Source organism: Flavobacterium ginsenosidimutans (genome assembly GCF_003254625.1).
Classification (GTDB): domain Bacteria; phylum Bacteroidota; class Bacteroidia; order Flavobacteriales; family Flavobacteriaceae; genus Flavobacterium; species Flavobacterium ginsenosidimutans.
Genome location: NZ_QJRJ01000080.1, coordinates 162,665 through 186,300 on the forward strand (window position 1 = coordinate 162,665; position 23,636 = coordinate 186,300).

General features: G+C 33.4%; 18 protein-coding genes. 3 read left to right on the top strand and 15 right to left on the bottom strand.

The features are described 5' to 3' along the window. Positions 1–66: 66 nt before the first annotated feature. On the bottom strand, positions 67–2,211 hold the full coding sequence (locus tag DM444_RS16980; RefSeq protein ID WP_111288788.1) for a catalase: 2,145 nt from the start codon (positions 2,209–2,211) through the stop codon (positions 67–69). Between the two features lie 506 nt (positions 2,212–2,717). Here DM444_RS16980 and ligD point away from each other — a divergent pair. Continuing rightward, the gene (ligD, locus tag DM444_RS16985) at positions 2,718–5,282 is read left to right on the top strand and encodes a DNA ligase D (protein WP_111288790.1); all 2,565 of its coding nucleotides are present in this window, start codon (positions 2,718–2,720) and stop codon (positions 5,280–5,282) included. Here the strand turns inward: ligD and ku are convergent. The 13 genes from ku to DM444_RS17050 form a co-directional block, all read right to left on the bottom strand. Next, a complete protein-coding gene (gene ku / locus DM444_RS16990) occupies positions 5,279–6,058 on the bottom strand; it encodes a non-homologous end joining protein Ku (protein WP_111288792.1) in 780 nt (259 codons plus the stop codon). The genes ligD and ku overlap by 4 nt on opposite strands. Before the next feature lie 158 nt (positions 6,059–6,216). Next, positions 6,217–6,816, bottom strand: coding sequence for a murein L,D-transpeptidase catalytic domain-containing protein (locus tag DM444_RS16995; protein WP_111288794.1), 600 nt, complete (start codon positions 6,814–6,816; stop codon positions 6,217–6,219). A gap of 209 nt (positions 6,817–7,025) precedes the next feature. After that, a complete protein-coding gene (metQ, locus tag DM444_RS17000) occupies positions 7,026–7,838 on the bottom strand; it encodes a methionine ABC transporter substrate-binding lipoprotein MetQ (RefSeq protein ID WP_111288796.1) in 813 nt (270 codons plus the stop codon). A 45-nt stretch (positions 7,839–7,883) separates the two neighbouring features. Then, on the bottom strand, positions 7,884–8,537 hold the full coding sequence (locus DM444_RS17005; protein WP_111288798.1) for a methionine ABC transporter permease MetI: 654 nt from the start codon (positions 8,535–8,537) through the stop codon (positions 7,884–7,886). Continuing rightward, a complete protein-coding gene (gene metN, locus DM444_RS17010; RefSeq protein ID WP_111288800.1) occupies positions 8,530–9,561 on the bottom strand; it encodes a methionine ABC transporter ATP-binding protein MetN in 1,032 nt (343 codons plus the stop codon). Before metN ends, DM444_RS17005 begins: the two co-directional genes overlap by 8 nt. Before the next feature lie 350 nt (positions 9,562–9,911). Continuing rightward, on the bottom strand, positions 9,912–10,919 hold the full coding sequence (locus DM444_RS17015; RefSeq protein WP_239455703.1) for an NHL repeat-containing protein: 1,008 nt from the start codon (positions 10,917–10,919) through the stop codon (positions 9,912–9,914). 14 nt (positions 10,920–10,933) lie between these two features. Then, the gene (locus DM444_RS17020) at positions 10,934–12,148 is read right to left on the bottom strand and encodes a hypothetical protein (RefSeq protein ID WP_111288804.1); all 1,215 of its coding nucleotides are present in this window, start codon (positions 12,146–12,148) and stop codon (positions 10,934–10,936) included. A gap of 153 nt (positions 12,149–12,301) precedes the next feature. Beyond that, on the bottom strand, positions 12,302–13,423 hold the full coding sequence (nagA, locus tag DM444_RS17025) for an N-acetylglucosamine-6-phosphate deacetylase (RefSeq protein WP_111288806.1): 1,122 nt from the start codon (positions 13,421–13,423) through the stop codon (positions 12,302–12,304). An 88-nt stretch (positions 13,424–13,511) separates the two neighbouring features. Further along, positions 13,512–14,315, bottom strand: a complete 804-nt coding sequence (locus tag DM444_RS17030) for a DUF2490 domain-containing protein (RefSeq protein WP_111288807.1) — start codon at positions 14,313–14,315, stop codon at positions 13,512–13,514. 472 nt (positions 14,316–14,787) lie between these two features. Continuing rightward, the gene (locus tag DM444_RS17035) at positions 14,788–16,185 is read right to left on the bottom strand and encodes a TolC family protein (protein WP_111289258.1); all 1,398 of its coding nucleotides are present in this window, start codon (positions 16,183–16,185) and stop codon (positions 14,788–14,790) included. A gap of 1 nt (position 16,186) precedes the next feature. Continuing rightward, on the bottom strand, positions 16,187–17,539 hold the full coding sequence (locus tag DM444_RS17040) for an HlyD family secretion protein (protein ID WP_111288808.1): 1,353 nt from the start codon (positions 17,537–17,539) through the stop codon (positions 16,187–16,189). Positions 17,540–17,541: 2 nt separating this feature from the next. Further along, positions 17,542–19,197 carry a peptidase domain-containing ABC transporter gene (locus DM444_RS17045; RefSeq protein ID WP_111288810.1) on the bottom strand — a complete coding sequence of 552 codons (1,656 nt, stop codon included), beginning with the start codon at positions 19,195–19,197 and terminating at the stop codon, positions 17,542–17,544. A gap of 101 nt (positions 19,198–19,298) precedes the next feature. Further along, complete coding sequence (locus DM444_RS17050; RefSeq protein WP_111288812.1) at positions 19,299–19,703, bottom strand: hypothetical protein; 405 nt, start codon at positions 19,701–19,703, stop codon at positions 19,299–19,301. 353 nt (positions 19,704–20,056) lie between these two features. On the opposite strand from DM444_RS17050, the gene DM444_RS17055 reads away from it, so the two are divergent. Then, positions 20,057–20,518: a DUF1810 domain-containing protein gene (locus tag DM444_RS17055; RefSeq protein ID WP_111289260.1), complete on the top strand. Its 462-nt coding sequence runs from the start codon at positions 20,057–20,059 to the stop codon at positions 20,516–20,518. Between the two features lie 394 nt (positions 20,519–20,912). Further along, complete coding sequence (locus tag DM444_RS17060) at positions 20,913–21,626, top strand: AAA family ATPase (RefSeq protein ID WP_111288814.1); 714 nt, start codon at positions 20,913–20,915, stop codon at positions 21,624–21,626. Positions 21,627–21,948: 322 nt separating this feature from the next. Here DM444_RS17060 and DM444_RS17065 read toward each other — a convergent pair whose 3' ends face one another. Next, complete coding sequence (locus DM444_RS17065; protein ID WP_111288816.1) at positions 21,949–23,394, bottom strand: glycosyltransferase; 1,446 nt, start codon at positions 23,392–23,394, stop codon at positions 21,949–21,951. Positions 23,395–23,636: the final 242 nt, after the last annotated feature.

Consider the following 23,636-nt stretch of genomic DNA (forward strand, 5'->3'; position numbering starts at 1 on the left):
TTGAATATAAATGCGTATAAAACAAAAAATATGGCTGTCTTTTACGACAGCCAATTATACAATTCATTACAAAGTTTTTTCTCTTTCCCAGAAACGATGTCTTCCCAAAGCTTTTATAAACGAAGTAGCTAGTAATTTGTCTGCGCTATTTTCACTTGTCAAAACTCCAGAATCTTTAGCTTTTATATCACTGTTGTTTTTCAAGATTTGTACTCCTTCAGCTTCAGCTGCAATAAATTTACAATGGTGATACGCATCATTTAAAAACTCTTTTACTTCTTTTATTTTTGAAAGATCTGCAATTCCTTTTCCACTTGGAATGAAGACACCATCAAAAAGCACCGATGCCGCAATTTTATAAGTTTGCTCTACTGCAATTTCTGTTCCTTCTGCAGAAACAATAGTTCCTAGATGCGGTGCTATAATAACAGCTTTTGCCCCAGCATTTTGCAAGGCTATTTTCATTACTTTAATAGAATCTGCATTTACACCATCAGCACATAAAAAAGCTATTTGTCGAGTTGCAATCGTATTTGAAATGGTTGGATTTTTAAGCATACTCAAAGCATCTGAACTTCCTATGTTTTGCTTTACTTTTGCAGGTTCTTGATTTCCTTCATCGTCTGCTCCTACTCCATGATTAATTGGTTTTTCAATATCTTTCGGAACTGCAATTCCTAATGTTTTAGCAACTGTTGCTGCTAAATTCGAATCAACGTGATTTAAAAGTCCGAGCATTCTTTCTCTAATCGAAACCGTTTCTACTTTTCCCAATTCAAAAGACAAAGCACTTGCAATATGATCTTGTTCTATAGGTGTCTGACTGTTGTAAAAAAGCGCTGCCTGACTAAAATGATCCGAAAAGCTTTTACTTCTTTCTCGTACTTTATGGGCATCTACTCGTTCATTGAAACTTACAAATCCGCCCTGATCCATTTTGGCTTGAAATGGGCATCCGCCTCCTAAAGAATTTGGATGATAACTGACTTTGCCTTTTGCAATTTCCTGACGCATATGTCCGTCGCGCTGATTGTTGTGCATGGGCGCGATGGTTCTGTTAATTGGAATTTCATGAAAATTCGGACTTCCTAATCTTGATAATTGTGTGTCAGTATACGAAAATAATCTTCCTTGCAATAAAGGATCATTTGTAAAATCAATTCCAGGAACAATATGTCCTGGGTGAAAAGCGACCTGTTCTGTTTCTGCAAAAAAGTTATCCGGATTTTTATTCAGAACCATTTTTCCGACAATAGTAACTGGAACTAATTCTTCTGGAACTAATTTTGTTGGATCAAGCAAATCAAAATCAAATTTATGTTCGTCGCTTTCAGGAATAATCTGCACGCCTAATTCCCATTCTGGGAAGTTTCCTGCTTCTATAGCTTCCCATAAATCCAATTTATGAAAATCTGAGTTTTTCCCTGATATTTTCTGCGCTTCATCCCAAGCAACTCCATGTGTGCCTAATTTTGGTTTCCAATGAAATTTTACAAAATGCGATTCGTTTTTATCATTAATAAATCTAAAAGTATGAACTCCGAAACCTTCCATCATTCTTAAACTTCTCGGAATCGCTCTATCGCTCATTACCCACATAATCATGTGCATGGATTCGGGCATTAGCGAAATAAAATCCCAAAACGTATCATGTGCCGAAGCCGCCTGCGGAATTTCGTTATGCGGTTCTGCTTTAACAGCATGAATCAAGTCTGGAAATTTCATGGCATCTTGAATAAAAAATACGGGCATATTATTTCCAACTAAATCAAAAATACCTTCCTGTGTATAAAATTTTACAGCAAAACCTCGAACATCACGAGCTAAATCGGTAGATCCTCTAGAACCAGCAACAGTCGAGAATCGAACAAAAACTGGTGTTTTGATACTCTTATCGTTTAAGAAGCCTGCTTTGGTATATTTTTCCATGCTATTGTACAATTCAAAATAACCATGCGCTCCCGAACCTCTTGCATGAACGATTCGTTCTGGAATTCTTTCGTGATCAAAATGGGTTATTTTTTCTCGTAATATGAAATCTTCTAAAAGAGAAGGGCCTCTTTCTCCAGACTTTAAAGAATTGTTATTGTCGTTTATTTTAACGCCTTGGTTAGTGGTTAAAAATTCGTTCTCGGCATTTGATTTATTGTATTCTAAATCGTTCTGTTTCCCATCAGAATTGTCTTGGTTTGTTTTTTTTGAATTTTTCATTTTCTGTTGATTTTACATTTATCATTCATTCAAGGTTGTGAGGTATTTCTCAAACAATAGGCTCACAAAGTTAGAGTGCTTTTCAAGTTAAAATTTATACAATTCAGTTTAAGGGTTATAACATTCGAATCATAACATAAATGAAAATCAACATATTACTGATAATTATATAATTACGCATTTTAATCCTATAACAGAAAAAGCCCAGCAAAAAGTAACTTTGAAATAGAGTTTTAATTCAAAAAAGGACTTAAGATTTTTTACATTATTATTGATCTTCTATTGTTATGGAATATCATATAGTATGGGTAAAGGACATTTACCAATTTCGCCACTCAATACACTTATTTCAAGAGTTCTCAGTGGTGTAATTGGCATATTCAGCTGGATCATTCTATTTTAAAGTAGCCATTTATCAACCCCCAATTGACTTTAACGGTTGCGATATTCAGCTGTTCTTTGCCCATATTATTTTGCAGCTAACTTTCTAACACCCACAAAAGCTTATGTCATTGTCTAAATACCATCAAAAAAGAGATTTTAAACAAACCCGTGAACCCAAAGGAAAGGTTGAAAAATCGGTAAATGAACTGATTTTTGTTGTGCAGAAACATGCCGCATCACATCTTCATTATGATTTCAGGCTGGAAATGGATGGCGTTTTAAAAAGCTGGGCAGTGCCAAAAGGTCCGTCGATGGATCCTGAAGTAAAACGTCTCGCCATGATGGTCGAAGATCATCCATACAGTTATAAAGATTTTGAAGGTACAATTCCAGAAGGAAATTATGGCGCTGGAAATGTAATTGTGTGGGATAACGGAACTTATACTTCTGATGAAAAAACAGCTTCTGACGAAAAACAGCTATTAAGTGATTTAGCAAAAGGACGTTTGAGTTTTGTTTTAAAAGGCAAAAAACTGAAAGGTGAATTTTCCTTGGTTAAACTTCACGGCAAACAAGAAAATGCCTGGCTTTTAATCAAGAAAAATGATAAATATGCTTCTACTGAAGATATTTTAGAAAAAAATAAATCTGTCATTTCTAAAAGAAGTTTGGAACAGCTGATAGAAAAATCTGAAAAACTCGCTTCAAAAACAGAAGAGAAAACAGAAGAGAAAACAGAAGAGAAAACAGTTGAGAAAAAAGCGGTAAAAAAAAAGTCTAATCCGAAAGTTGAAATAGCTGAGTTTATAAAACCTATGCTTGCCAGCGTACGCGAAGAACCTTTTGACGATGACGAATGGATTTTCGAAAATAAATACGACGGTTACAGAACGATTGCGGTTATAAATGGTCAGCAAGTAGATTTATTCAGCAGAAATAAACTTTCTTTTAATTCTAATTTCAAACCTATTGCCGAGGAATTAAAACAAATAGATCATACAGTCGTTCTGGACGGCGAAGTGGTAGTGGAGAATGATTCTGGAAAAGCCGATTTCCAGCTGCTACAAAACTATATGAAAACCGGAATTGGAAATCTAAAATATTACGTTTTTGATTTATTGAATTTGGACGGAAATCTCATTACCGAACTATCTCTTTTGGAGCGAAAAGAACTGCTTAAAATTCTCTTTAATAAATATCCATTTTCGAATGTTTTTTATTCTGAACATACTATTGGCGACGGAATAAAACAATTTGAACAAGCAATTAAAAATAAAACCGAAGGAATCATTGCAAAAAGAGCTGACAGTACTTATGCGATAAATAGAAGAAGTACAAACTGGCTTAAAATAAAAACAGCAAATGAAGAAGAAGCTATAATTATTGGAATCACAGAACCTAAAAATTCTAGAAAATATTTTGGTGCGCTTCTTCTCGGTCAATATGAAGGTAAAAAATTGAAATATATTGGCAAATGCGGAACTGGTTTTACAGAAGCTATTCTTAAAGAATTATATACTAAACTAAAACCACATTTTATTGAAAAATCGCCGCTTGATGAAAAAATTCCGTTGCGTGATCCGATTCAATGGGTTAAACCCAAAGTCGTTTGTCAGGTAAAATTTTCGGAGTGGACGCAAGATCAGCATTTGAGGCATCCTGTTTATCTTGGGATCAGGATTGATAAAAAAGCGGAGAATGTCAATTATAATAAAAATGGAGATTCTAATTTAATTGAAATGGGAGAACTAAATAAACACAAAACTGAAAATGATTACGATTTAAAAATTGGCAAAACGACGTTGCATTTGACCAATCAGAATAAAATTTATTTTCCGAAAGACAAGATTACAAAAGGTGATATTGTGCAATATTATAATGAAGTTTCTTCGTTGATTCTGCCGTATTTAAAAGACCGCCCAGAATCGATGAACCGTTTCCCAAACGGAATTGATTCTCCTAGTTTTTACCAAAAAGATGTTGATGTAGATAAAATTCCGAAATGGCTTAAAACCAAAAAAATCTTCTCAGAATCGAATAATGCCAACATTGATTATCTTATTTGCAATAATAAAGAAACACTAATTTATATGGCCAATTTAGGCTGTATTGAAATGAATCCGTGGAATTCGACCATTAAACATATCCAGAATCCAGATTGGCTAGTAATTGATTTAGACCCCGCAAAAGACGATTTTAAACAAGTCGTTCAAACTGCTTTAGTCGTAAAAGAAGTTTTAGACGAATTGGAAACCGAATGTTTGTGTAAAACATCAGGCGCTTCGGGACTTCATATCTACATTCCGCTTGGTGCGCAATACGATTATGATTCTATAAAAATTCTAGGCGAATTGATTGCCAAAGAAGTCCAATCCAGACTTCCTGATATCACGACGGTTGATAGAAGCATCAAAAAGAGAAACAACAAACTATATATCGATTTTTTGCAAAACCGACGCGGACAAACTTTGGCAGCGCCGTATTCTGTTCGTCCAAAACCTGGCGCAACAGTTTCTACGCCTTTAGAATGGAGTGAAGTAAATGAAAAACTGCATCCGTCGCAATTTACTATCAAAAATGTCTTGAAACGTTTTGAGAAAAAAGGCGATTTATGGAAACCTGTTTTATTGAAAGGAGCGAATATCAAAAAGATCATTCACAAATTGGAAAATAGTCAAAACAGTTAAGAAGACTTTTTCTTTTTGTTTTCGAGACTGGCTTTTAGCATCGACATTAAATCGTCACTTTGTTTATGCACGACTTTTAATTTTGGAGCTGCTTTTTGTGGTTTTCCTTTGGCTTTATTTTTAATAATATCCAAGAGCTTGGCGGTATATTCGTCTTTAAAACCAGAAATATCAAATTTCTCTGTCAGCTGATCAATTAATTTTTCTGCCATGTCCATTTCTTTTGTAGACTTTTTTGACATTGGCGGAAGCTTTAATTCTGCTGTGCTTCGAATTTCTTGCTCGAAACGAATTCGGTTTAAAACAATAACATTTTTGTACGGTTTTAAAATGGCCAGACTTTCTTTATTTCGCAGAACAAATCTTGTAACGCCCACTTTTCCAGAAGCTTCAAGCGCATCACGAAGCAATCCGTAGGCATTCATCGCGCCTTTGTCTGGTTCGAGATAATAGGGCTGTTCGTAATAAATACTTTGGATTTCTTTTTCGAAAGCAAAACTTTCAATATCAATTGTTTTAGTTTTAATGGCATCCGCGGCTTCAAAATCGGAATCTTCTAAAATGACATATTTGTCATCGAGTTTGTAGCCTTTCACAATGTTCGCAAAATCAACTTCTTTTCCTGTATCTTCATTTATACGTTTAAATTTGATATTGGCGTAATCTTTCGCGTCAAGCATATCCATATCTAAACTGCTTTCCTGCACCGCCGAAAACATTTTTATCGGAATATTAATTAATCCAAAACTTACTGAACCTGTCCAAATCGCTCTCATGGCTTTTGTTTTAAAATTGAATATTAAATTTAGCTAAGCCAAAAGACATAAACCTTACAAAATCAACGATTTGTTTTATAAAATTCTTCTCAAAAATATCAACCGTAAGGTGATAAAAACAATTTCACAATTCACAATTCACAATTCACCATTCACAATTAATAATAAATATTCAGTATTATTTTTGATTTCGAGCTATCGATAATTTTTTCCAATTTTTTAAAAAAAGCGTCACTAACCATTGGACAACCCTGACTATTATAAATATAATAATCCTGTTCTTCATCTGGCACGGCTGAATAAGGATGTAGTACAATGGCTCTTTTTTCGGCATTGCTATTCGATTCATCTAAACCAGAAAGTCTGTACGATTTGCCAAACATTCCTCGATACGATTTACCGATTACATAATTCCCTAAAGAAGTACATCTTGAATTAGGTTCGTTACTGAATTTTAATTCTCCTCTTCTATTTGTTTCAGAACCAGACCCGTTTGCAACGAGACCTTCTTCTAAAATTTTATTGTTTTCAAGATCGTAAACAAAAAACCGGTTTTTACCCGATTTGATTTTCATATCAATAAAAAAAGCAATTTTAGAATTGTAGGTATTATTTTTTGCAATAGCTGCTTTTACTTCTTCAATCTGTGCATTAAAACGTTCCATTTCTGGACTTAAAGGCGGTATTTCTTTTTTATTTTCATTTGGAGTTCCCAAAAAACCAATAAATAAAAATAAAGTCAAATTAAAGATTTTCATAATAATTGTTCTTAGAAATTAACAGAACAAAATTAGTTTGCCGTTAAAAAACAAATTATCACTACAAGACTGAAAAACAACACAATACGACTTTTGTATATAAAAAGAGACAGATGATTCTTCTATCATCTGTCTCTTTTTGTTTCAGGTTTCAAGTTTCAAGTTACAGGTTAAAAACTCATAACTTATAACTTATAACTCATAATTGTTTACCATCCTTTTACAGCACCGCCTTTAAATTCTCGTTCAGCTGCTTTTTCTACTTCTGGAGATTGGAATGCTTGTAAAAACTGTTTTACTTTTTCTTCGTTTTTATTGTCTTCGCGGCTCACCACCAAATTTACATAAGGAGAATCTTTATCTTCAACAAACAAAGCGTCACGAGATGGAACCAATCCAGCAGCAGAAGCAAAAGTATTGTTGATGATTGCAATAGAAACATTTTGGTCGTCTAAGGCACGAGGCAATTGAGGAGCTTCTAATTCTAAAATTTTTAAGTTTTTAGGATTGCTCACAATGTCTGTTACTTTTGGCAATAAACCAACGCCCTCTTTTAATTTCAATAATCCGTTTTTCTGTAAAAGCAATAATGAACGCCCGCCGTTTGTTGGATCATTTGGAATAATAATGGTGCTTTCGTTTTTCAATTCAGAAAGGCTTTTTATTTTTTTAGAATATCCAGCAATCGGATAAACAAATGTATTTCCGATAATAGCCAATTTGTAACCTCTTTGTTTTGATTGCTCGTCTAAATATGGTTTGTGCTGAAAAGCATTGGCATCAATATCACCTTGGCTTAAAGCTTCATTTGGAATTACATAATCGTTAAAAGAAACCAATTCTACTTCTAAACCGAATTTTTCTTTGGCTACTTTTTTTGCTGCTTCAGCCACTTTTAATTCAGGTCCAGAAGCTACTCCTACTTTTATAAAATGAGGATCATTATTTTTACTTTTTCCGCAATTTGATAAAACAAGCGCCAAAGCCAAAACTCCAGCAGATTTTAAAATATTAAGTTTCATATTTTTTTAATTGTAAAATGTTAATTATTAATTGTCAATTGATGACTATCTATGATCAAATCTTTTTGATAATTTGTCTCCCGCAAACTGAATTATGAATACTAAGATTACCAATAAAGCTAGAACAGAATTCATCGTTACAGCATCATAACCAATATATCCGTATTGATAACCAACTTGCCCTAATCCGCCTGCTCCAACAGCTCCACCCATTGCAGAATAACCAACAAGCGTGATTAAAGTAATTGAAGCCGCATTGATTAAAGATGGCAAAGCTTCTGGCAATAAAACTTTGTAAACGATTTGGAATGGCGTTGCTCCTAATGCTCTTGCTGCCTCAATTAATCCTGACGGAAGACTTAGCAAGCTATTTTCGACCAAACGGGCAATAAACGGCGCTGCACCAATACTCAACGGAACCAGAGCCGCACTCACACCAATTGAAGTTCCAACAATGGCACGTGTAAACGGAATCATCCAAACGATTAAAATAATAAATGGAATAGAACGAAAAACATTTACCACAACTGATAATGTTCTGTTTAAAACCGGCTGTTCTAAAATCTGGTTTTTACGAGTTAGAAACAATAAAATTCCTGTTGGAAGTCCCAATAAAAAACCGAAAAAGCCCGATACAAAAGTCATAACAATGGTTTCCCATGTTCCTTTTAACAATAAATCTATAATAGAATCAGACATAACCTATAATTTCTGTTTTAATGTGTTTTGAATTAAAATATTGAATTGCTGCGTCGTAATTTTCGCGTTTACCTGAAAGTTCAATCAGCATTACACCAAAATTCACTTCGCCAGCCTGATCCATTTGTGCGCTTACAATTTTGAAATCGGTATCAAAAAGTCTTGAAACTTCTGAGATAACAGGCTCGTTAACCGATTTTCCTGTCATTTCCAGTTTCAATAACGGATTCAGATTTCCTTTGTCTTCTTTTTGTAATTTTTCCTGATAAACAGATGGTACTTCAATATGAAGCGAAGAAGAAATAAATTCTCTTGTCAGTTCATGTTTTGGATCTGCAAAAATTTCTCCAACACTTCCCTGCTCTATTAATTTTCCGTGACTAATTACCGCCACTTCATCACAAATAGATTTTACAACTTCCATTTGGTGTGTAATCAATAAAACGGTAATATTTAGACGTTTGTTAATGTCTTTCAATAAATTTAAAATCGATCTTGTTGTTGCTGGATCAAGCGCGCTTGTAGCTTCATCACAAAGCAAGACTTTCGGATTATTTGCCAAAGTTCTTGCAATCGCAACTCTCTGTTTTTGTCCGCCCGAAAGACTTGCAGGATAATCGTTTGCTTTTTCTGCTAAACCAACCAATTGCAATAATTCTAAAACACGAGTTTTGATTTCAGCTTTTGAGGTTCCAGCCAATTCTAACGGAAAAGCAACATTTTCGTAAACCGTTCTCGAAGAAAGTAAATTGAAATGCTGAAAAATCATTCCGATTTGTCTTCTTTCAATCGCCAATTCTGCGTTTGATAATTGCATCAAAGCTTTTCCGTCCACAATGATTTCGCCAGAAGTTGGCCTTTCCAACAAATTGACACAACGAATCAGCGTACTTTTTCCTGCTCCAGAAGTTCCAATTACACCAAAAATTTTCCCTTCAGGAACTCTAAGCGAGACATCAGACAAAGCAGCAACAATTCTGTCTTTCTGATGAAAAGTTTTGGTTACATTTTTTAATTCAATCATTTTTAAAAGTTTAAAAACAAAAAAGCCTTTCAACTATATATGAAAGGCTTTTTTGAAATAAATAACATTATTTTATATATAAGCCAGATCAACAAATACCATAATAGCATCACAGCACATCATGCTGCAACGATAATAATTATTCATTTTCTGGTTCTCTTTGTTCATAGCGAGTGCAAATTTAAATAGTTATTTTCAATTTTAACGTATAAATCGTTAAAACTTTTATTAACCTATCAATCTAGTAGGTTATTTTGAAATTTCAATAAAAAAATTCCAAATTCCAATTTGAAGTTTTTCATTTTGGAATTTGGATTTTTTTTCAAGGATTCAGGATTGGGACTTAAAAATTAATTATTCTGCTCTGAAATGGTTGACTTATTTAGTTTTATAACTCTGATTTTTTTATTTGTATTATCAGATATAAAAATACGATCGTCAAGTTGTGCAGTTCCTACAATTGTTCCAAAAGCATTTTGCCCTAAAATATCAGAAGCGCTTAAAACTGCTTTGTAATTCATTTTAATAAACTCTTCTTTAGGGTATAATTTTAAATAAGACGCACTTCCAACATTTTCTGAAGTTACAGCCCAATCTTTGCTAAAAGATACTGCAATTGGTTTTATATCTACAAACTGTACTAGTTCTGGCTCGATAGGAGTTGTTAGTGAGCTTGTAGCATTCTTTTTAATATTGGCAATATTATAATACAAATAACTTTTAGCATCTCTTCCTGCTACAACCAAATTTCCTCCGTAAACATCAAGTGAATAAACCTCTGTATATCCTTTTAAAGTATTTAATTTAGCAATTGGCTTTAAATCCCAAGTACTTGTTTCTGTAATTTGAGTAGCGTCAAGCACTTTTATGCTATTTTCTTTTTCTTTTACAAACACCAATCCGTCTTTGGCAACAACACCAAAAACGTGTACAAAAGTCTGCCACCATTGTCCGTTTCCAACGGTGCTGATTCCAGCATTTGTTATTTCGTCAAAAATAAATAATCTTGATTCGGTGCTTCCAATGTAAATTCGGCCATTATCTACACTAACCGATGTTAAACTCGTTAACGGAATAATAGTTGTACCTTTTGTATATTCTTTAATCGTTTTAATATGTTCAAGGGTTAATGCATTAAAAATTTCTAAAACATTTCCGTTTATGACATATAATTTTTCATTTGATATTGCAATTCCTTTTGGATCAAAAGCTTCTGTACTTCCTGGAATATTTGCATTTGTAATAGAAGCTTCATCTGTTGGATAAAAATACGTGTAATCTTTTGTGGCAACATTATCATCTTTACTGCAATTTGTAAAAAAACAAATTACAAGAATAAGCGGCAAAATATGTTTCATGAGTGATTTATAGTTTAGTTCCATTTTCCTTCACCTTTATATTTCAGCAAAAATGGATTTTTAGGATTAATAGTAAATACTGGTTTTTTATAAGTTCCTGTTACATAACTTGTTTTTGCATAGGTTTTTAAAACCTCTGGATCTGTAAAAGGAAGATCATTTAAATAAATTAAATACTTATAAAAATGAGTCAGCATTTCTTGTTGTCCTCCGCCTTCGCCACTATTGGCTAAATTACTGCTGTGGCTGAAACCAATATGATGCGAATATTCGTGCGACCAAACCGACATTTCTCCAACCCAATGTCCGGTTACATATCCCGATTCCCATTGCGATGCTAGATTTCCTCCGCCCCAGGCAGAATCGCCGCCTACCATTGCCATCCAAACGGTTCTTTTATCTAGATAATTCCAATATATTTTTTCGATTTCTTCTTTCGAATAATAATCATAAACTCCATCGACATCATCAGCATTTCCGTGCCAATTAAAAGCGCCATTTATTTCCGTTCCTGCTGTAGTTGCCTGTTCTTGCTTATATCTATCAAAATTGGTAAAAGTGTCATAATACAAAGGATGGCTCAAAGCATAAGAATAATTGATGATCATGGTTATCGCTTCTTTTGCCAAAGCTGGATTCATTGGTAGAAATTTACCATATTCATTGATGTGATAGCCATCATGAAACTGAACTAAATGTGTTGATTTTATTTTTTTGAATTTTTGAAATAATGGATCATCAGATTCAACAGAAAATTCTATTGCTCCTGAAGAAAATCCTTCAATTTTATCAATCGTTACGGTATTTCCTGTTTCTAACAAATAATCGTTTTTCTGCTCCGTTAAAGGTAATTTATGAAACGAACGATGAAAAGCTGGAACTTTTGAAAAACTGTAAATTAAAAATCGTTTATCATAATTAGGCAGTTTTGCATACACTTTCACATTTGTCAATCCGACTGGAGAATAAAGCGAAACTTGTACAGAATCTTTTCCTTTTTGAATAACTTGAAATGGTTCATTTACTCTAAACCAGCGATCAGCTTTATTGTACATTATTGAAGGATCTTCATCATCTTCAAACATTGCCATTGGATGATTTCCGTCTGGTAAAGCTGTTGCATCAATGCTTGGCAGATAATTTGGCTGGTACGAATCGCTATCGTCACTACAGCCTAAAATTATACTTGAAAAAAGAGCAAGTAAAAAATAGTGAGTGTTTTTTCTCATTGTTAAGTAAGTAGGTTTGGGGTTAATTACGGTACAAAACTATCAATATGCTTTTTAAAAACAAGCATACTGAAAGAAAAGTATTAAACCTAAATATATCCAAAGTAAGTTTTCCTTAACAGAAACTATACTTAACAGTCAGATTTTAAAGCTTTATAAGGTTAAATCTAAAGTCTCGATTTTAGACAAATCAGAATTGAATTGAACAAAACTTGCCGGAAAACCAGATTTAATTTTTCCAACTTTATTTTCCACACCAATTGCAGAAGCTACTCTTGTAGTTGCCATTTTTATAGCTTCATCTGCCGAAACATTTAAATGATTATAAGCATTTTGCACAGCTTCTGTCATTGAAATTGTTGCTCCTGCAAGATTTCCATCTTCATTTCTATAGAAACCATCAACTAAATGAGCATCAAAATTGTCCCATTTGAAATTGGCAACCTTTCGTCCTAAAAATGTAGCATCGCTGATTAAGAAGAATTTTTCTTGTTTTAACTTATATGCAATTTTAGCAGCAGCATAATCGCAATGCATTCCGTCTAAAATTACTGGAGCATAAACTTTTTCGTTTTCAAAAACAGCTCCCACTAAACCTGGTTCGCGGTGACCAAATTGCGTCATGGCATTAAACAAATGCGTTACCAAATTTATTCCTTTCGAAAAATAGTGTTTTGCTTCTTTATGTGTTATCGTCGAATGTCCGATAGAAATTGTTATTCCACTCTCGATCAACATATTCAATTGTTCTTCAGTAAAACATTCTGGAGCAATGGTAATCACTTTTATAACGTCTTTTCCTTTGCTGATAATTTCTTGAAGTTCTTCATCAGTAGGCTTTCTAACTTGATCTATACTGTGCGCGCCACGTCTTTCTGGATTTAAAAATGGTCCTTCTAAATGCATTCCGATCACGCCATTCTGATGTTTTTTCATGTAATCGCGAACAGCTTCGATTCCTTGAAGAATAGTTTCTCTAGAAGAAGAAATCAAACAAGGTAAAACGTGCGTTGTGCCGTATTTCATGCTGGCATCATAAATATCCTGAATCGTTTCTTCGTTTGGAGTCTGACTGAAATAATACTTTTCTCCGCCATTGATCTGGATATCTATAAATCCTGCCGAAAGATGATTTCCTTTTAAATCGATGCTTTTAATATCGTTTGGAATTTCTTTTTGTACCGAGATAATAGTTCCATTTTCTACAATTACAACTCCATTTTCTATTATTTCTTCTCCTGTGTGTACGACAGCATTTATAATCGCTTGTTTCATTTTGTTTATTTCTTATAACATTCCAAAGTTAAATATTATAAGTTTTAACCGAAACAAAGTCGTTTTAAAATCGCCAGAAATAATTTGGTTAATCTGCACCACCATCGACGCTATCAAATGTTTCGCGTTCTTTTGGTTTTACGCTGTATTTTAATGAAACCATTGGTCCGTAGTAAACATCAAATTGGGTTCCGTTTGTACGCAGCTGCATCTGCCCTATTATGCCTGCCAAAAAATGAATATTCGGCGTAATTCCCGCAGTATAATAAACCGATAATCTGAAGATATCAAAATGTTCATCGGCATAATCTTTAGAAGCAAATTTTAGCATCAATTCTGTGTAATATCCAATATTTGGTGCCAGAAAAATTGGCTTTTCTTTGCTTTGTCTTAAATAATGATTGACTCCAAAACGGGCTCTTATTCTGGGTATCGTCTGGTGATTGCCGTTTCTATCATCAAAAAATTTGGTTTCAAAACGCACTTGTTCGAAAATAGATCCTTTTGGCATTTCCTGAGTATAGGTTCCCATAACAATCAATCTATTTTCTAAAGTTTTGTAATTCCCCGCTTCTTCTACTGCATATTTTTGATTGTGGGCATATCCTAACCAAAGCTTCATATTTTTAAACCCAGAATAAATAATCCAAGGTCTTATTACTTTTCGTTGCGTATATTCAAAAGGATTTCCGTTGGTATAAGCACCTTGCGTTACGAGCTGCATATCTGCCTGACCGCTCAAATTCCACTTTTCTATTAACGGAAACGCAACATCAACTTCACTTATAGATGCTGGAATAAATCCTATTGTGTAAGGAGCGCCTTGGGCTTTTAAAATTTGAGACAGAATGATGCAACAGAATAAAAGAAAACTTTTTTTAAATAAACTCATAATCAGTCAATATTAAATTACACGGCTGCTAAATAGGAAAGTCTATCAAATTTAAATAAAGATGTTTTTAACTTTTTAAAAAAGCGGTTTCATGTTATAATTTGAAACCGCTTTTTTAAACATTTCTTCCAAACAAAAAAGCTTTAGAAAAATATCTAAAGCTTTTTTAAAATTTAAATTCTGAAAACTAATAATGCAGACAGGTACAAAGCTGACTGTTATTTTTGTGTACAAATGATATTTCGCCCCTCTGGGGCTATTTTAGAGATCAAACATACATTCCTATAAATATTTCGTCCCGCTGGAACTACCAACATTTCGTCCCGCTGGGACTTTTAAAAACCATCTTATAGCTCTGGAAGAGCGAAATATTTATAGCTAAAAATCTATGCTCCCTAATTTAGAAGCTCCAGAGGAGCGACATATTAGATTCTTCTAAATTTCAACAATTCGATTATAAATCGAAACCTTATTAATCTGGATTTGCCAATATTTTATACAATTCGGCATTCGACAGATAAAACTGATTCTCTAAACTTATTTGTGACAATTTTGCGCTAACCAAATTGTTTTCTCTTGAATTGATTAGGAAAATCGAACTCTCTCCAAATGAAAATAATTTTTCTTCTGAATTCAGCATCGTCATATAATCTTGTACGAGATTGTCGATTACGATTTTCTGTTTTCTTAACGAAGCAATTTCTGTCTGCTGCGCTTTGATTTTATTTTTAAGTTCCAATCGCTGCTGTCCAATATCATATTGCATATCCTGAATTTTCAGTTTAGCCATTTTCAAACTTCCGCGTTCTTTTCTTAAGAAAATAGGAAAGCTGAAATCGATGTTAAACTTATAATCATCGGCGTTGAAATTATTCCAATAATTGGGTTCTGAAATGTAATTGTAGCCCACATTTATTTTCGGAAGCAATGAATTAGCTTTTAGCTGGCGGTTGACTTCCAAAATATCCATTTTAGTTTCTAAAGACTGAATTTTTGGGTGCGAGTCTAACGATTCAACATCGACCATCATAGCATCTGTTTTCAAAGTTTCCTCAATGGTCTGAATTAGGTTTTGTTCTGGTTTTACCAAATCTCCCAATTCAACTGGAACATTTTCAATCCATAAAAAATTGGCTAATTTCAGTTTCGCTTTCGCTAATTTCAAATTTCCGTTTTCAACATTCAGTTCTCTGTTTCTTACGGTAATTTTAGCTTCAACGCTGTCAATTGCTGGCGCATCTCCTGCTGCGATTAGTTTTTTAACCCCTTCAAAACGAGTGCTCGCAAAGCCTAAATAGTTTTTATACAATTCTGCTTCGTTATAACTTCTTCTCCATTCAAAATAAGCTTCGCTCGCCTGATATAAAATTTCAATAGCTCTTAGTTTTCGTTGTGCATCACTCAGTTTTACCTGAAGTTTTCCTTCTCTAACATCGGCCATTCTTTGGTTAATAAACATTCCCTGCCCTAAAGCAACGTTAATTCCAAGCGAAGTTAAACCTGCCTCAGGCGTTTTGTTCTGCGGATTGTAATATTCTCCACTTGTATCGTCAAAACCTGCTTTAATCTCCACTCCATACCAAGTTGGAATTTTGAAACTGCTGTTTAATAACGAATAATATTCTGTGCCTTTAAATTCTTTCTTATTGTAATCTACTTCAAGTTTTGGATCAAATCCGCCTCGTGCCATCATCAGCTTTGCTTGAGCGTTTGTCACTTCAAGATTAGCTTGTTTAACCAAAGGATGATACTTTTTTACATATCCCAAAAACTCGATAAAAGTAAGTTCCTCTTGATTAAAATTCTGACTTTGCAGCGTAGAAAAACAAAATAGTATTAAGAAAGAAAACAGTTTTACTAGATTTCTCATTTTACTTTTTCTCCTTTCCTTTTTCTTCTTTTTCTCCTGAATTGTAATAATTTGGTGGGAAACCATTCAAGTTTCGCCAAATCTCGTACCATACCGAAACGGTTTCTAACAATGCAATACTTTGCGCACCAGCACCAATACTCAATTCTTTTGGCCAGTGACGGTCTTCTCCATCTGGTGAAACTAAAATTCTGTATTTTCCGTTCGGGCTTATAAAATTTTCTATCGCTACAACTTTACCGCCGTAAGTTCCATAAGATAATCCAGGCCATCCAGAAAATACGATTCTAGGCCATCCGTCAAACCAAACACGAACTTTTGCACCACGATGAACAAGCGGTAAATCGATTGGATCTACATAGGTTTCTACCGCAATATCGTATTTAGCCGGCATAATGCTTACTACAGGAGTTCCTTCTTTAATTGTTTCTCCAAGACCAGCCAATAATGCACGGTTTACATAACCGCTTTGTGGCGCTGTTATATAGTACAAACCATTTCTTAATCTGTAGTTTGTATATTGGTTTTCCAATTTATTTACCTGAGCTTCTGTATCGTATTGCGTACTTAAAGCGGTAAACTTATCACTTCTAGATTTTGATATTTTTTCGGCATATTCAGCAGTAATTCTATTGATTTCTACTTTCGCATTAATCAATTCGTTTCTACTGCTCAATAATTTATTTTCCTGAGTGATAATGTATGCTTCAGATTCCTGAAGTTTTAATCTTTTCTGCTCGACATCAGTCATGGGTTTAAGACCTTCTTTGTTTAAGGCAGTCGAACGGTCAAATTGCGTTTTAGCAATTCTCAATTGTGTTCTAACCGCAACAAGATCCATACTGTCGCTTTTTATTTTCAACTGTGCCTGACGAATTTTATTCTGAGCCTGCTGCAACTTCAATTGTCTTTCTGTAGTAAGCGATTGTGCCTGAACATCAAGCGAATTTACTTTATCACCGTACGATTCAGCAGCCATCTTTTTGGCATCAACTTGTTGTTTGGTATTTCCAACCAAATTTGGATCTAAGTAATCTTCTTTTATTTCCGAAATAAAAAGAATCGTATCTCCTTTTTTTACATAATCACCTTCTTTTACAAACCATTTTTCAATTCGTCCCGCAATTGCATTATGAACCGTTTGAGGTCTTTGATCTGGCTTTAAAGTTGTTACAGAACCACTTCCTGAAATATTTTGCGTCCAAGGCAGAAAAAGGCATAAGACAGCAAAAATCAAAAATCCAATTATGACTCTATTTAAAATTTTATAGTGAGGTCTTCGGGCAACGCTTGTAATCGATTTGTATTTGCCCGGCGTTATAAGTACGTTATTATCTTTAGATATATTGAGCATGATTAAAGCTTTATGTCGTTAATAATTTTTCCGTCATCAATCGTGATCATACGACTGCATTTGCTTTTCCAAATATCATTTTTAGAAGTTACAATAACAGTCCAGTCATTTTCTTCAGAAAGTAAAAAATCAACAATTTTACTCGAAGTCAATTCGTCCATTTTATCAACTGGATCTTCTAAGAATAAGATATTTGGCTTACTAACAATACTTCTTGCCAAAAGAATTTTTTGAACATCTGAAGCAGAAAGTTCACGACCTCCGGGATGAATTTGATTTTCCAATCCGTTCTCGAAAGTTTTAATGTACGGTGTAAGACCAACATTATCTAAAGCCCATTTTAAATCATCGCTATTTAATTCTTCATTTCCAAAAACAATATTCTCACGAATTGTTCCTGCAAAAAGTGTATCGCCTTGCAAGTATGTTCCCGCCTGCGCTCTGTATGTATCTTCGCTAAGGCGATTCATATAATTATCGGTCACATACATTGCTCCGCTTTCTGGTTCCAAAACGCCTGAAAGCAGTCGCAATAAGGTACTTTTTCCAGCACCATTTGTTCCTGTAAGAATGATTTTTTCTCCTTGAGATATTTTTAAATTGATATTCTTCAGTGATTTTTTGTTGTGTTGTGGATAATTGTAATTGATACTTTCAGTTTCTATATTGATTCCTTTTTCAGTTTTATCTGAAGTTTGAGGAATGCATGAAATTTCCATATCAGTAACTTGACCGATTTTTTCAACAGAAGTCAATACATCGTAGAAAGACTCTAATCCGAAAATGATTTTTTCTACCGAATTGATTAATAATACAATTACGATTTCAGCTGCTACGAACTGCCCTATGTTCATTTGGTGGTGAATTACCAGAAAACCACCGATCGATAATAAGGCAGCAGTAACAATTACTTTAAAAATAGTAAGCTGAATATATTGTTTCTTCATTACCTGAAAGTGCTTTTCACGGTAATTTACATAGTTGGTTGCATATTTGTCATTTCGTTCCAAAGCATATTCGAAAGCTCCTTTTCGTCGGAAACTTTCTCTGTTTCTAGCAATTTCCTGAAGCCAAGCCGCAACTTTATATTTAAATTTAGATTCGTTCAAACTGGTTTCTAAACCATCTTTGTACGAAAATTTAAAAATTACCCATAAAATCACAATAAAAAGAAGTCCAATAACCATAAAGAAAGAATGGTAAAGAACCAATAAAATAATCCCTAGACCAACTTGAAGAAATGCTGTACAGAAATCTAATAAAAGTTTTGCTGTTCCTTTTTGCACCATCAAAGTATCGAAAAAACGATTTGCTTTTTCTGGAGCGTACTCCGAGTACATTTCTTTAAATTTAATCAAAGGCATTCTGTAGGCAAATTCGAAAGAAGAACGAACGAAAATTCGCTGCTGCAGATTCTCTACAATACGCAGCTGTAAAATCGTTAAAACTCCTCCAAAACCAACTCCAACCGTAACTAGAATCACAAGAATGATCCAAGAAACACTGAGCTGTCCGCTTTGAATAAAATTAATAATAGCTTGGATTCCCAAAGGCAGAGAAAGATTTACTAACCCTGCAAAAGCAGCATAGAAGATAATTTGATATACATCGCGCTTATCGAGCTGCAATAAGTTATAAAAACGTTTAAATGGTGTCATGAATTTAAGTATAAATACAAGATTATTACATAGAATAAATATACGGCAAAAACCGCATTCAGGACGAAGATTTTTTATCCTAATCCCTAAAAAACAAGTATTTATGAATTCACCCGAGGAGGCGGTATATCTATTTTGCCATGAAAACCAAACGAGAATATTGTATTATCAATATATTCTTTCCCTTCTGATTCTATTAAAAAATAAAAATTAGGCATCAGTGATTCTGATGAAATCAAATATTCCATTAAAGGAATTCCTTTTGCTAATTTGGCTGTTTTGGTATCTTTTGTTTTGTAATCGTCCAATTCTTCTGGAATTCCGTCACATTTGAAGATTTTTTTTAGAAAGTTACACGTAATCCCTTTAACCGTGTAGGTTTCAGCGTTTGCATTGATGATTCTGCCTACACTATTTGAGATGTTTAAACTGCTTATTAGAAAATAGCCGACAAGTAACGCCTGAAGGCATTTACATAAAAAGCTATTTCTAATTTTATTCAACATACTCTAAAAAAGGCTTGAAGTTTAATCAAATCACATTAATTTAATTCAAAATCTCAGTGATTTAAGGCGTTTATTACAATTTTTCTGAGCGCGCAATTTAGAGCCAATTTTTTTGTAGAACATTAAAATAACATTAGAATTTAGAATCATTCAAAACTTTAGAATTATATTAACAAGGCATTCTTACAGGCTATCGGAATTATGTAACGACAAATTACAATTCTATAACTCATACCGTTTTTAGCGTTTTACTTTTGGTATTTGAAAAATTTGACAAAGTACAATAAAGAAATATAAAAGTGTTACCTATTAAAGAAACTCCATTTATAAACGATTTAATACAGAATCAAGACATGATTTACGCGAAAAATGATTTGACCCGATTTTTAGATGCTCAAAATAAACTGTATTTAACTGCTTTATCTGAAATTAAAAAAGGTAAAAAAGAAACGCATTGGATGTGGTTTATTTTTCCGCAGATTAAAGGATTGGGGAAAAGTACAATATCTGATTATTATGCTGTAGCAGATTTAAAAGAAGCGACAGAATTTTTAAATCATCCCATTTTATCCAAACATTTAATTGAGATTTCGAAAGTTTTGCTGACATTAAACAAAAAATCGGCTGAAGGAATTCTGGGAGAATTGGGAGCAAAAAAATTACATTCTTCTATGAGTTTATTTGTTCAGGTACAAAATGCGCATCCTGTATTTCAGCAAGTTTTAGATACTTTTTTCTTCGGACATTTGGATCAACTAACTTTAAATTTTACTCAAAAAACTGCTGTAAATTTGCCAATTGCAGTACTTTCTTAATATTCTTAGGACTCTAAAAAAGCGGTTATTTCAAATTGAAATAACCGCTTTTTTATTTTTATACATATCTCCTAATCATTCCGTAGGAATGTTTGATTGGTCTTATTATTAAAATGATGCAAAAATCAAACGTTCCTACGGAACGTAAACATCATAACAATATAATTTTTTCTACCGATCAAATGTTCCTACGGAACAAAAAAATTATTCGCCTTTTATTTTAACGGATTGGCTTTTACACCTTCATTGGTCAAAACAACAGGTTTGATAAAGCCATTTTCGTCAAAAAACATTTTAAAGTATTGAATCTGAGCAGAAACTTTTCCAGAAAAGCTATTTTTGAGAATGAGAACATTACAGAATAAAACTTAATTTTGCAGCAAATTAAACGCTGATGAACCTGAATGATCTTACTGTAATTGATAATGAAAAAATTGCTTTAGACGATTTATTTTTTAGTGCTGAAAATAAAGCTTCTTTGCTTCAAATTATCAAAGAGCATCAATATGTTGACGAATTAAAAAAGTATAATCTTAAAGTTGATAATAAAATTTTACTGCACGGAAGTTCTGGCTGCGGAAAAACGACAACAGCAAAAGCAATTGCCAATACTTTAAATAAAAAAATTATCATTGTCAACCTCAGCACCGTTATCGATTCTAGAATTGGTGAAACTTCTAAAAACTTAAAAGCAATTTTTGATAGAGCAATTCTAGAAAGAGCTGTTTTATTTTTGGATGAATTTGATCAAATTGGAAAAAGCCGAGACAGCGACGATAAAGATGTGGGCGAAATGAGACGTTTGGTAAACACTATAATTCAGCTTTTTGATTATTTCCCTTCTGATAGTTTATTGATCTGTGCAACCAATCATTACGAAATAATAGACAGCGCTTTATTGAGAAGATTTCAGCTTCGTTTGAAATATGAAATGCCTTCAGAAAAACAGCTGGATATTTATTATGATAAAATCTTAGGCTGTTTTCCAGAGCATTTCCAAAATATAGAAAGACGTTACGCTACCTCTTATGCTGAGGCTTTAGATTACATAAATACAACAATGAAAAAACAGATTATTGCTGCTTTAGATTCAAATAAAAATGCATAAAATTTCTCAAAAATTATTTGTTCTGTAAAAACATTTCATCGGTAGAAATTAATATTGTTATCGTTATTTTACGTTCCGTAGGAACGTTTGATTTAATATCATTTTTAAACAATCTGATATATCAGACGTTCCTACGGAACGTAATTGTGCGGTTTCCTTTTTTTACCGATGAAACGTTCCTACGGAACGTAAAATTGCTATGTGAATTTTAATTTTAGCCCCCAGACATTCCTTCGGAATGAAATGTTATTTAATCAAAAAACCCGCTGCATAATACAGCGGGTTTTCATTTGGCGGAGTTTTATATAGAATAGAATGAATATTATAATCCTCTTGTCAGCCATCCTTTTTTGTTTGCAGTTGCAATGGCATAAGGAGCAATCCAGAATAAACTGAAAGTGTAGAAAACACTATAAGAGTAAGCCCAGAAAGACTCTGACAAATTGTATCTTTTTGCGTAAAATAGCATTGAAAATGTTGAGAATATTAAAATCGCTGCTAATGTTGAACTTAAAAATAATACTGGGTGAACTGCAATAAAATAGAACATAAAAAGTATAAACGGATATGTCATTGCAATCTTAAAAAATTGGTTTAAGAATAACATTCTAGCTCCAAATTTTGATCCTTTTCTAAAATCTTTGAAAACAAATTTTGCCATCATAAGATTTTCACGAACGTTACTTCTCGCCCATCTGATAAACATTTTGTATAAACCTTTATATTCTTCAGGAACATTAGTTAATACTACTGCATTTCTTTGAAATTTAACTTCAAAACCTTGTTTCAAAATCATATTTGTTAAAGCGCGATCTTCTCCAATATCTGATGGTTCGCCCATAAATGTCTGGTTGATCCATTCTGGAAGACAGTTGAAAACTGCATCTCTTCTGTAAGCTGCCAATGCGCCTGGTGTACATAATACAGAACCCAATTCGCTTTCGGCAGAACGTTGGTATTCAAAGCTCATTACGAAACTTACATTCAGCATTTTTGGTAAAACTGCCGATTTGTTGTTTAAAACCTGAACGTTTCCTGCAACTGCACCACATTTTTTGTTTACCACAAATGGACTAACTAAGTTTCTTAAAGTATCTTTTTTCACAATAGAATCACTGTCTACCGTTACAAAGATTTCTCCCGTTCCTAATTTAAAACCTCTGTAAAGAGCTTGACGTTTTCCTTGATTTTTAGGCTGTTGAAAAATCGTAACACGATCTCCTAATTTTGCTTTTGCTTCTTGCATCCAATACCAAGTATCATCTTTACTTCCATCGTCGATTGCTAAAAGCTGTAATTTTTCTGCTGGATAATCACTTTCTGCAAGGCTTAATAAAGTGTCCCAAACTAATTTTCCTTCATTGTATGCCGGAACGATAATCGTACAAGTTGGCAACAAATCGTCTGATACAGATTCGATTGGTTTATATCTTAAATACAAATAAGAGCTGTACAAGAAAACTCCCGTTTGATAGAAGAATAAAATTGTTGTGATGATTAAAAATGGTAATCCCCAAGTTGAAGCGATTCTTTCAAAATGAAATTGTTCAAAATCGTCTTGAAATTGAAATACTAAATAAACACCAGAAAGCATCAATAAAAATGTAGCAACAAGAATTGCTAATCCAAATGGACTTGATGGTCTTTCTACGTGTACTTTTTGTGATTTTTCGTTGGTTCTGAAAAATGAACCAGTTAATGTTTTTTCGCTGATAGCTGAACTATTGTTTGCGTAAAATTGTTTTGAGATAATTGTTTCGCTTTCCATGCTTATACTCCTTTTTTTAATTTCCTTATTTGGCTTTTAGTAAAATCTTTCTTTTCTGATTTATTTGCTTCTCCTTTTCGAGAAACAATAAAAAAAACAAACACATCAAAGATTTGACATAAACACAATTTGCAAGCGCCGTGCCAACACGACTTTAGACTGGTATAGAGCTGTTTATAGAAATTGAAACAAAAAAGAGTGTATAATTATTTTACACTTTTAGGATACAGTAAACACTAAAA

Coding starts and splice junctions, on each gene's coding strand:
- DM444_RS16980 (WP_111288788.1), bottom strand. CDS start 2,211: ATGAAAAATTCAAAAAAAACAAACCAAGACAATTCTGATGGGAAACAG.
- ligD (WP_111288790.1), top strand. CDS start 2,718: ATGTCATTGTCTAAATACCATCAAAAAAGAGATTTTAAACAAACCCGT.
- ku (WP_111288792.1), bottom strand. CDS start 6,058: ATGAGAGCGATTTGGACAGGTTCAGTAAGTTTTGGATTAATTAATATT.
- DM444_RS16995 (WP_111288794.1), bottom strand. CDS start 6,816: ATGAAAATCTTTAATTTGACTTTATTTTTATTTATTGGTTTTTTGGGA.
- metQ (WP_111288796.1), bottom strand. CDS start 7,838: ATGAAACTTAATATTTTAAAATCTGCTGGAGTTTTGGCTTTGGCGCTT.
- DM444_RS17005 (WP_111288798.1), bottom strand. CDS start 8,537: ATGTCTGATTCTATTATAGATTTATTGTTAAAAGGAACATGGGAAACC.
- metN (WP_111288800.1), bottom strand. CDS start 9,561: ATGATTGAATTAAAAAATGTAACCAAAACTTTTCATCAGAAAGACAGA.
- DM444_RS17015 (WP_239455703.1), bottom strand. CDS start 10,919: ATGAAACATATTTTGCCGCTTATTCTTGTAATTTGTTTTTTTACAAAT.
- DM444_RS17020 (WP_111288804.1), bottom strand. CDS start 12,148: ATGAGAAAAAACACTCACTATTTTTTACTTGCTCTTTTTTCAAGTATA.
- nagA (WP_111288806.1), bottom strand. CDS start 13,423: ATGAAACAAGCGATTATAAATGCTGTCGTACACACAGGAGAAGAAATA.
- DM444_RS17030 (WP_111288807.1), bottom strand. CDS start 14,315: ATGAGTTTATTTAAAAAAAGTTTTCTTTTATTCTGTTGCATCATTCTG.
- DM444_RS17035 (WP_111289258.1), bottom strand. CDS start 16,185: ATGAGAAATCTAGTAAAACTGTTTTCTTTCTTAATACTATTTTGTTTT.
- DM444_RS17040 (WP_111288808.1), bottom strand. CDS start 17,539: ATGCTCAATATATCTAAAGATAATAACGTACTTATAACGCCGGGCAAA.
- DM444_RS17045 (WP_111288810.1), bottom strand. CDS start 19,197: ATGACACCATTTAAACGTTTTTATAACTTATTGCAGCTCGATAAGCGC.
- DM444_RS17050 (WP_111288812.1), bottom strand. CDS start 19,703: ATGTTGAATAAAATTAGAAATAGCTTTTTATGTAAATGCCTTCAGGCG.
- DM444_RS17055 (WP_111289260.1), top strand. CDS start 20,057: ATGATTTACGCGAAAAATGATTTGACCCGATTTTTAGATGCTCAAAAT.
- DM444_RS17060 (WP_111288814.1), top strand. CDS start 20,913: ATGAACCTGAATGATCTTACTGTAATTGATAATGAAAAAATTGCTTTA.
- DM444_RS17065 (WP_111288816.1), bottom strand. CDS start 23,394: ATGGAAAGCGAAACAATTATCTCAAAACAATTTTACGCAAACAATAGT.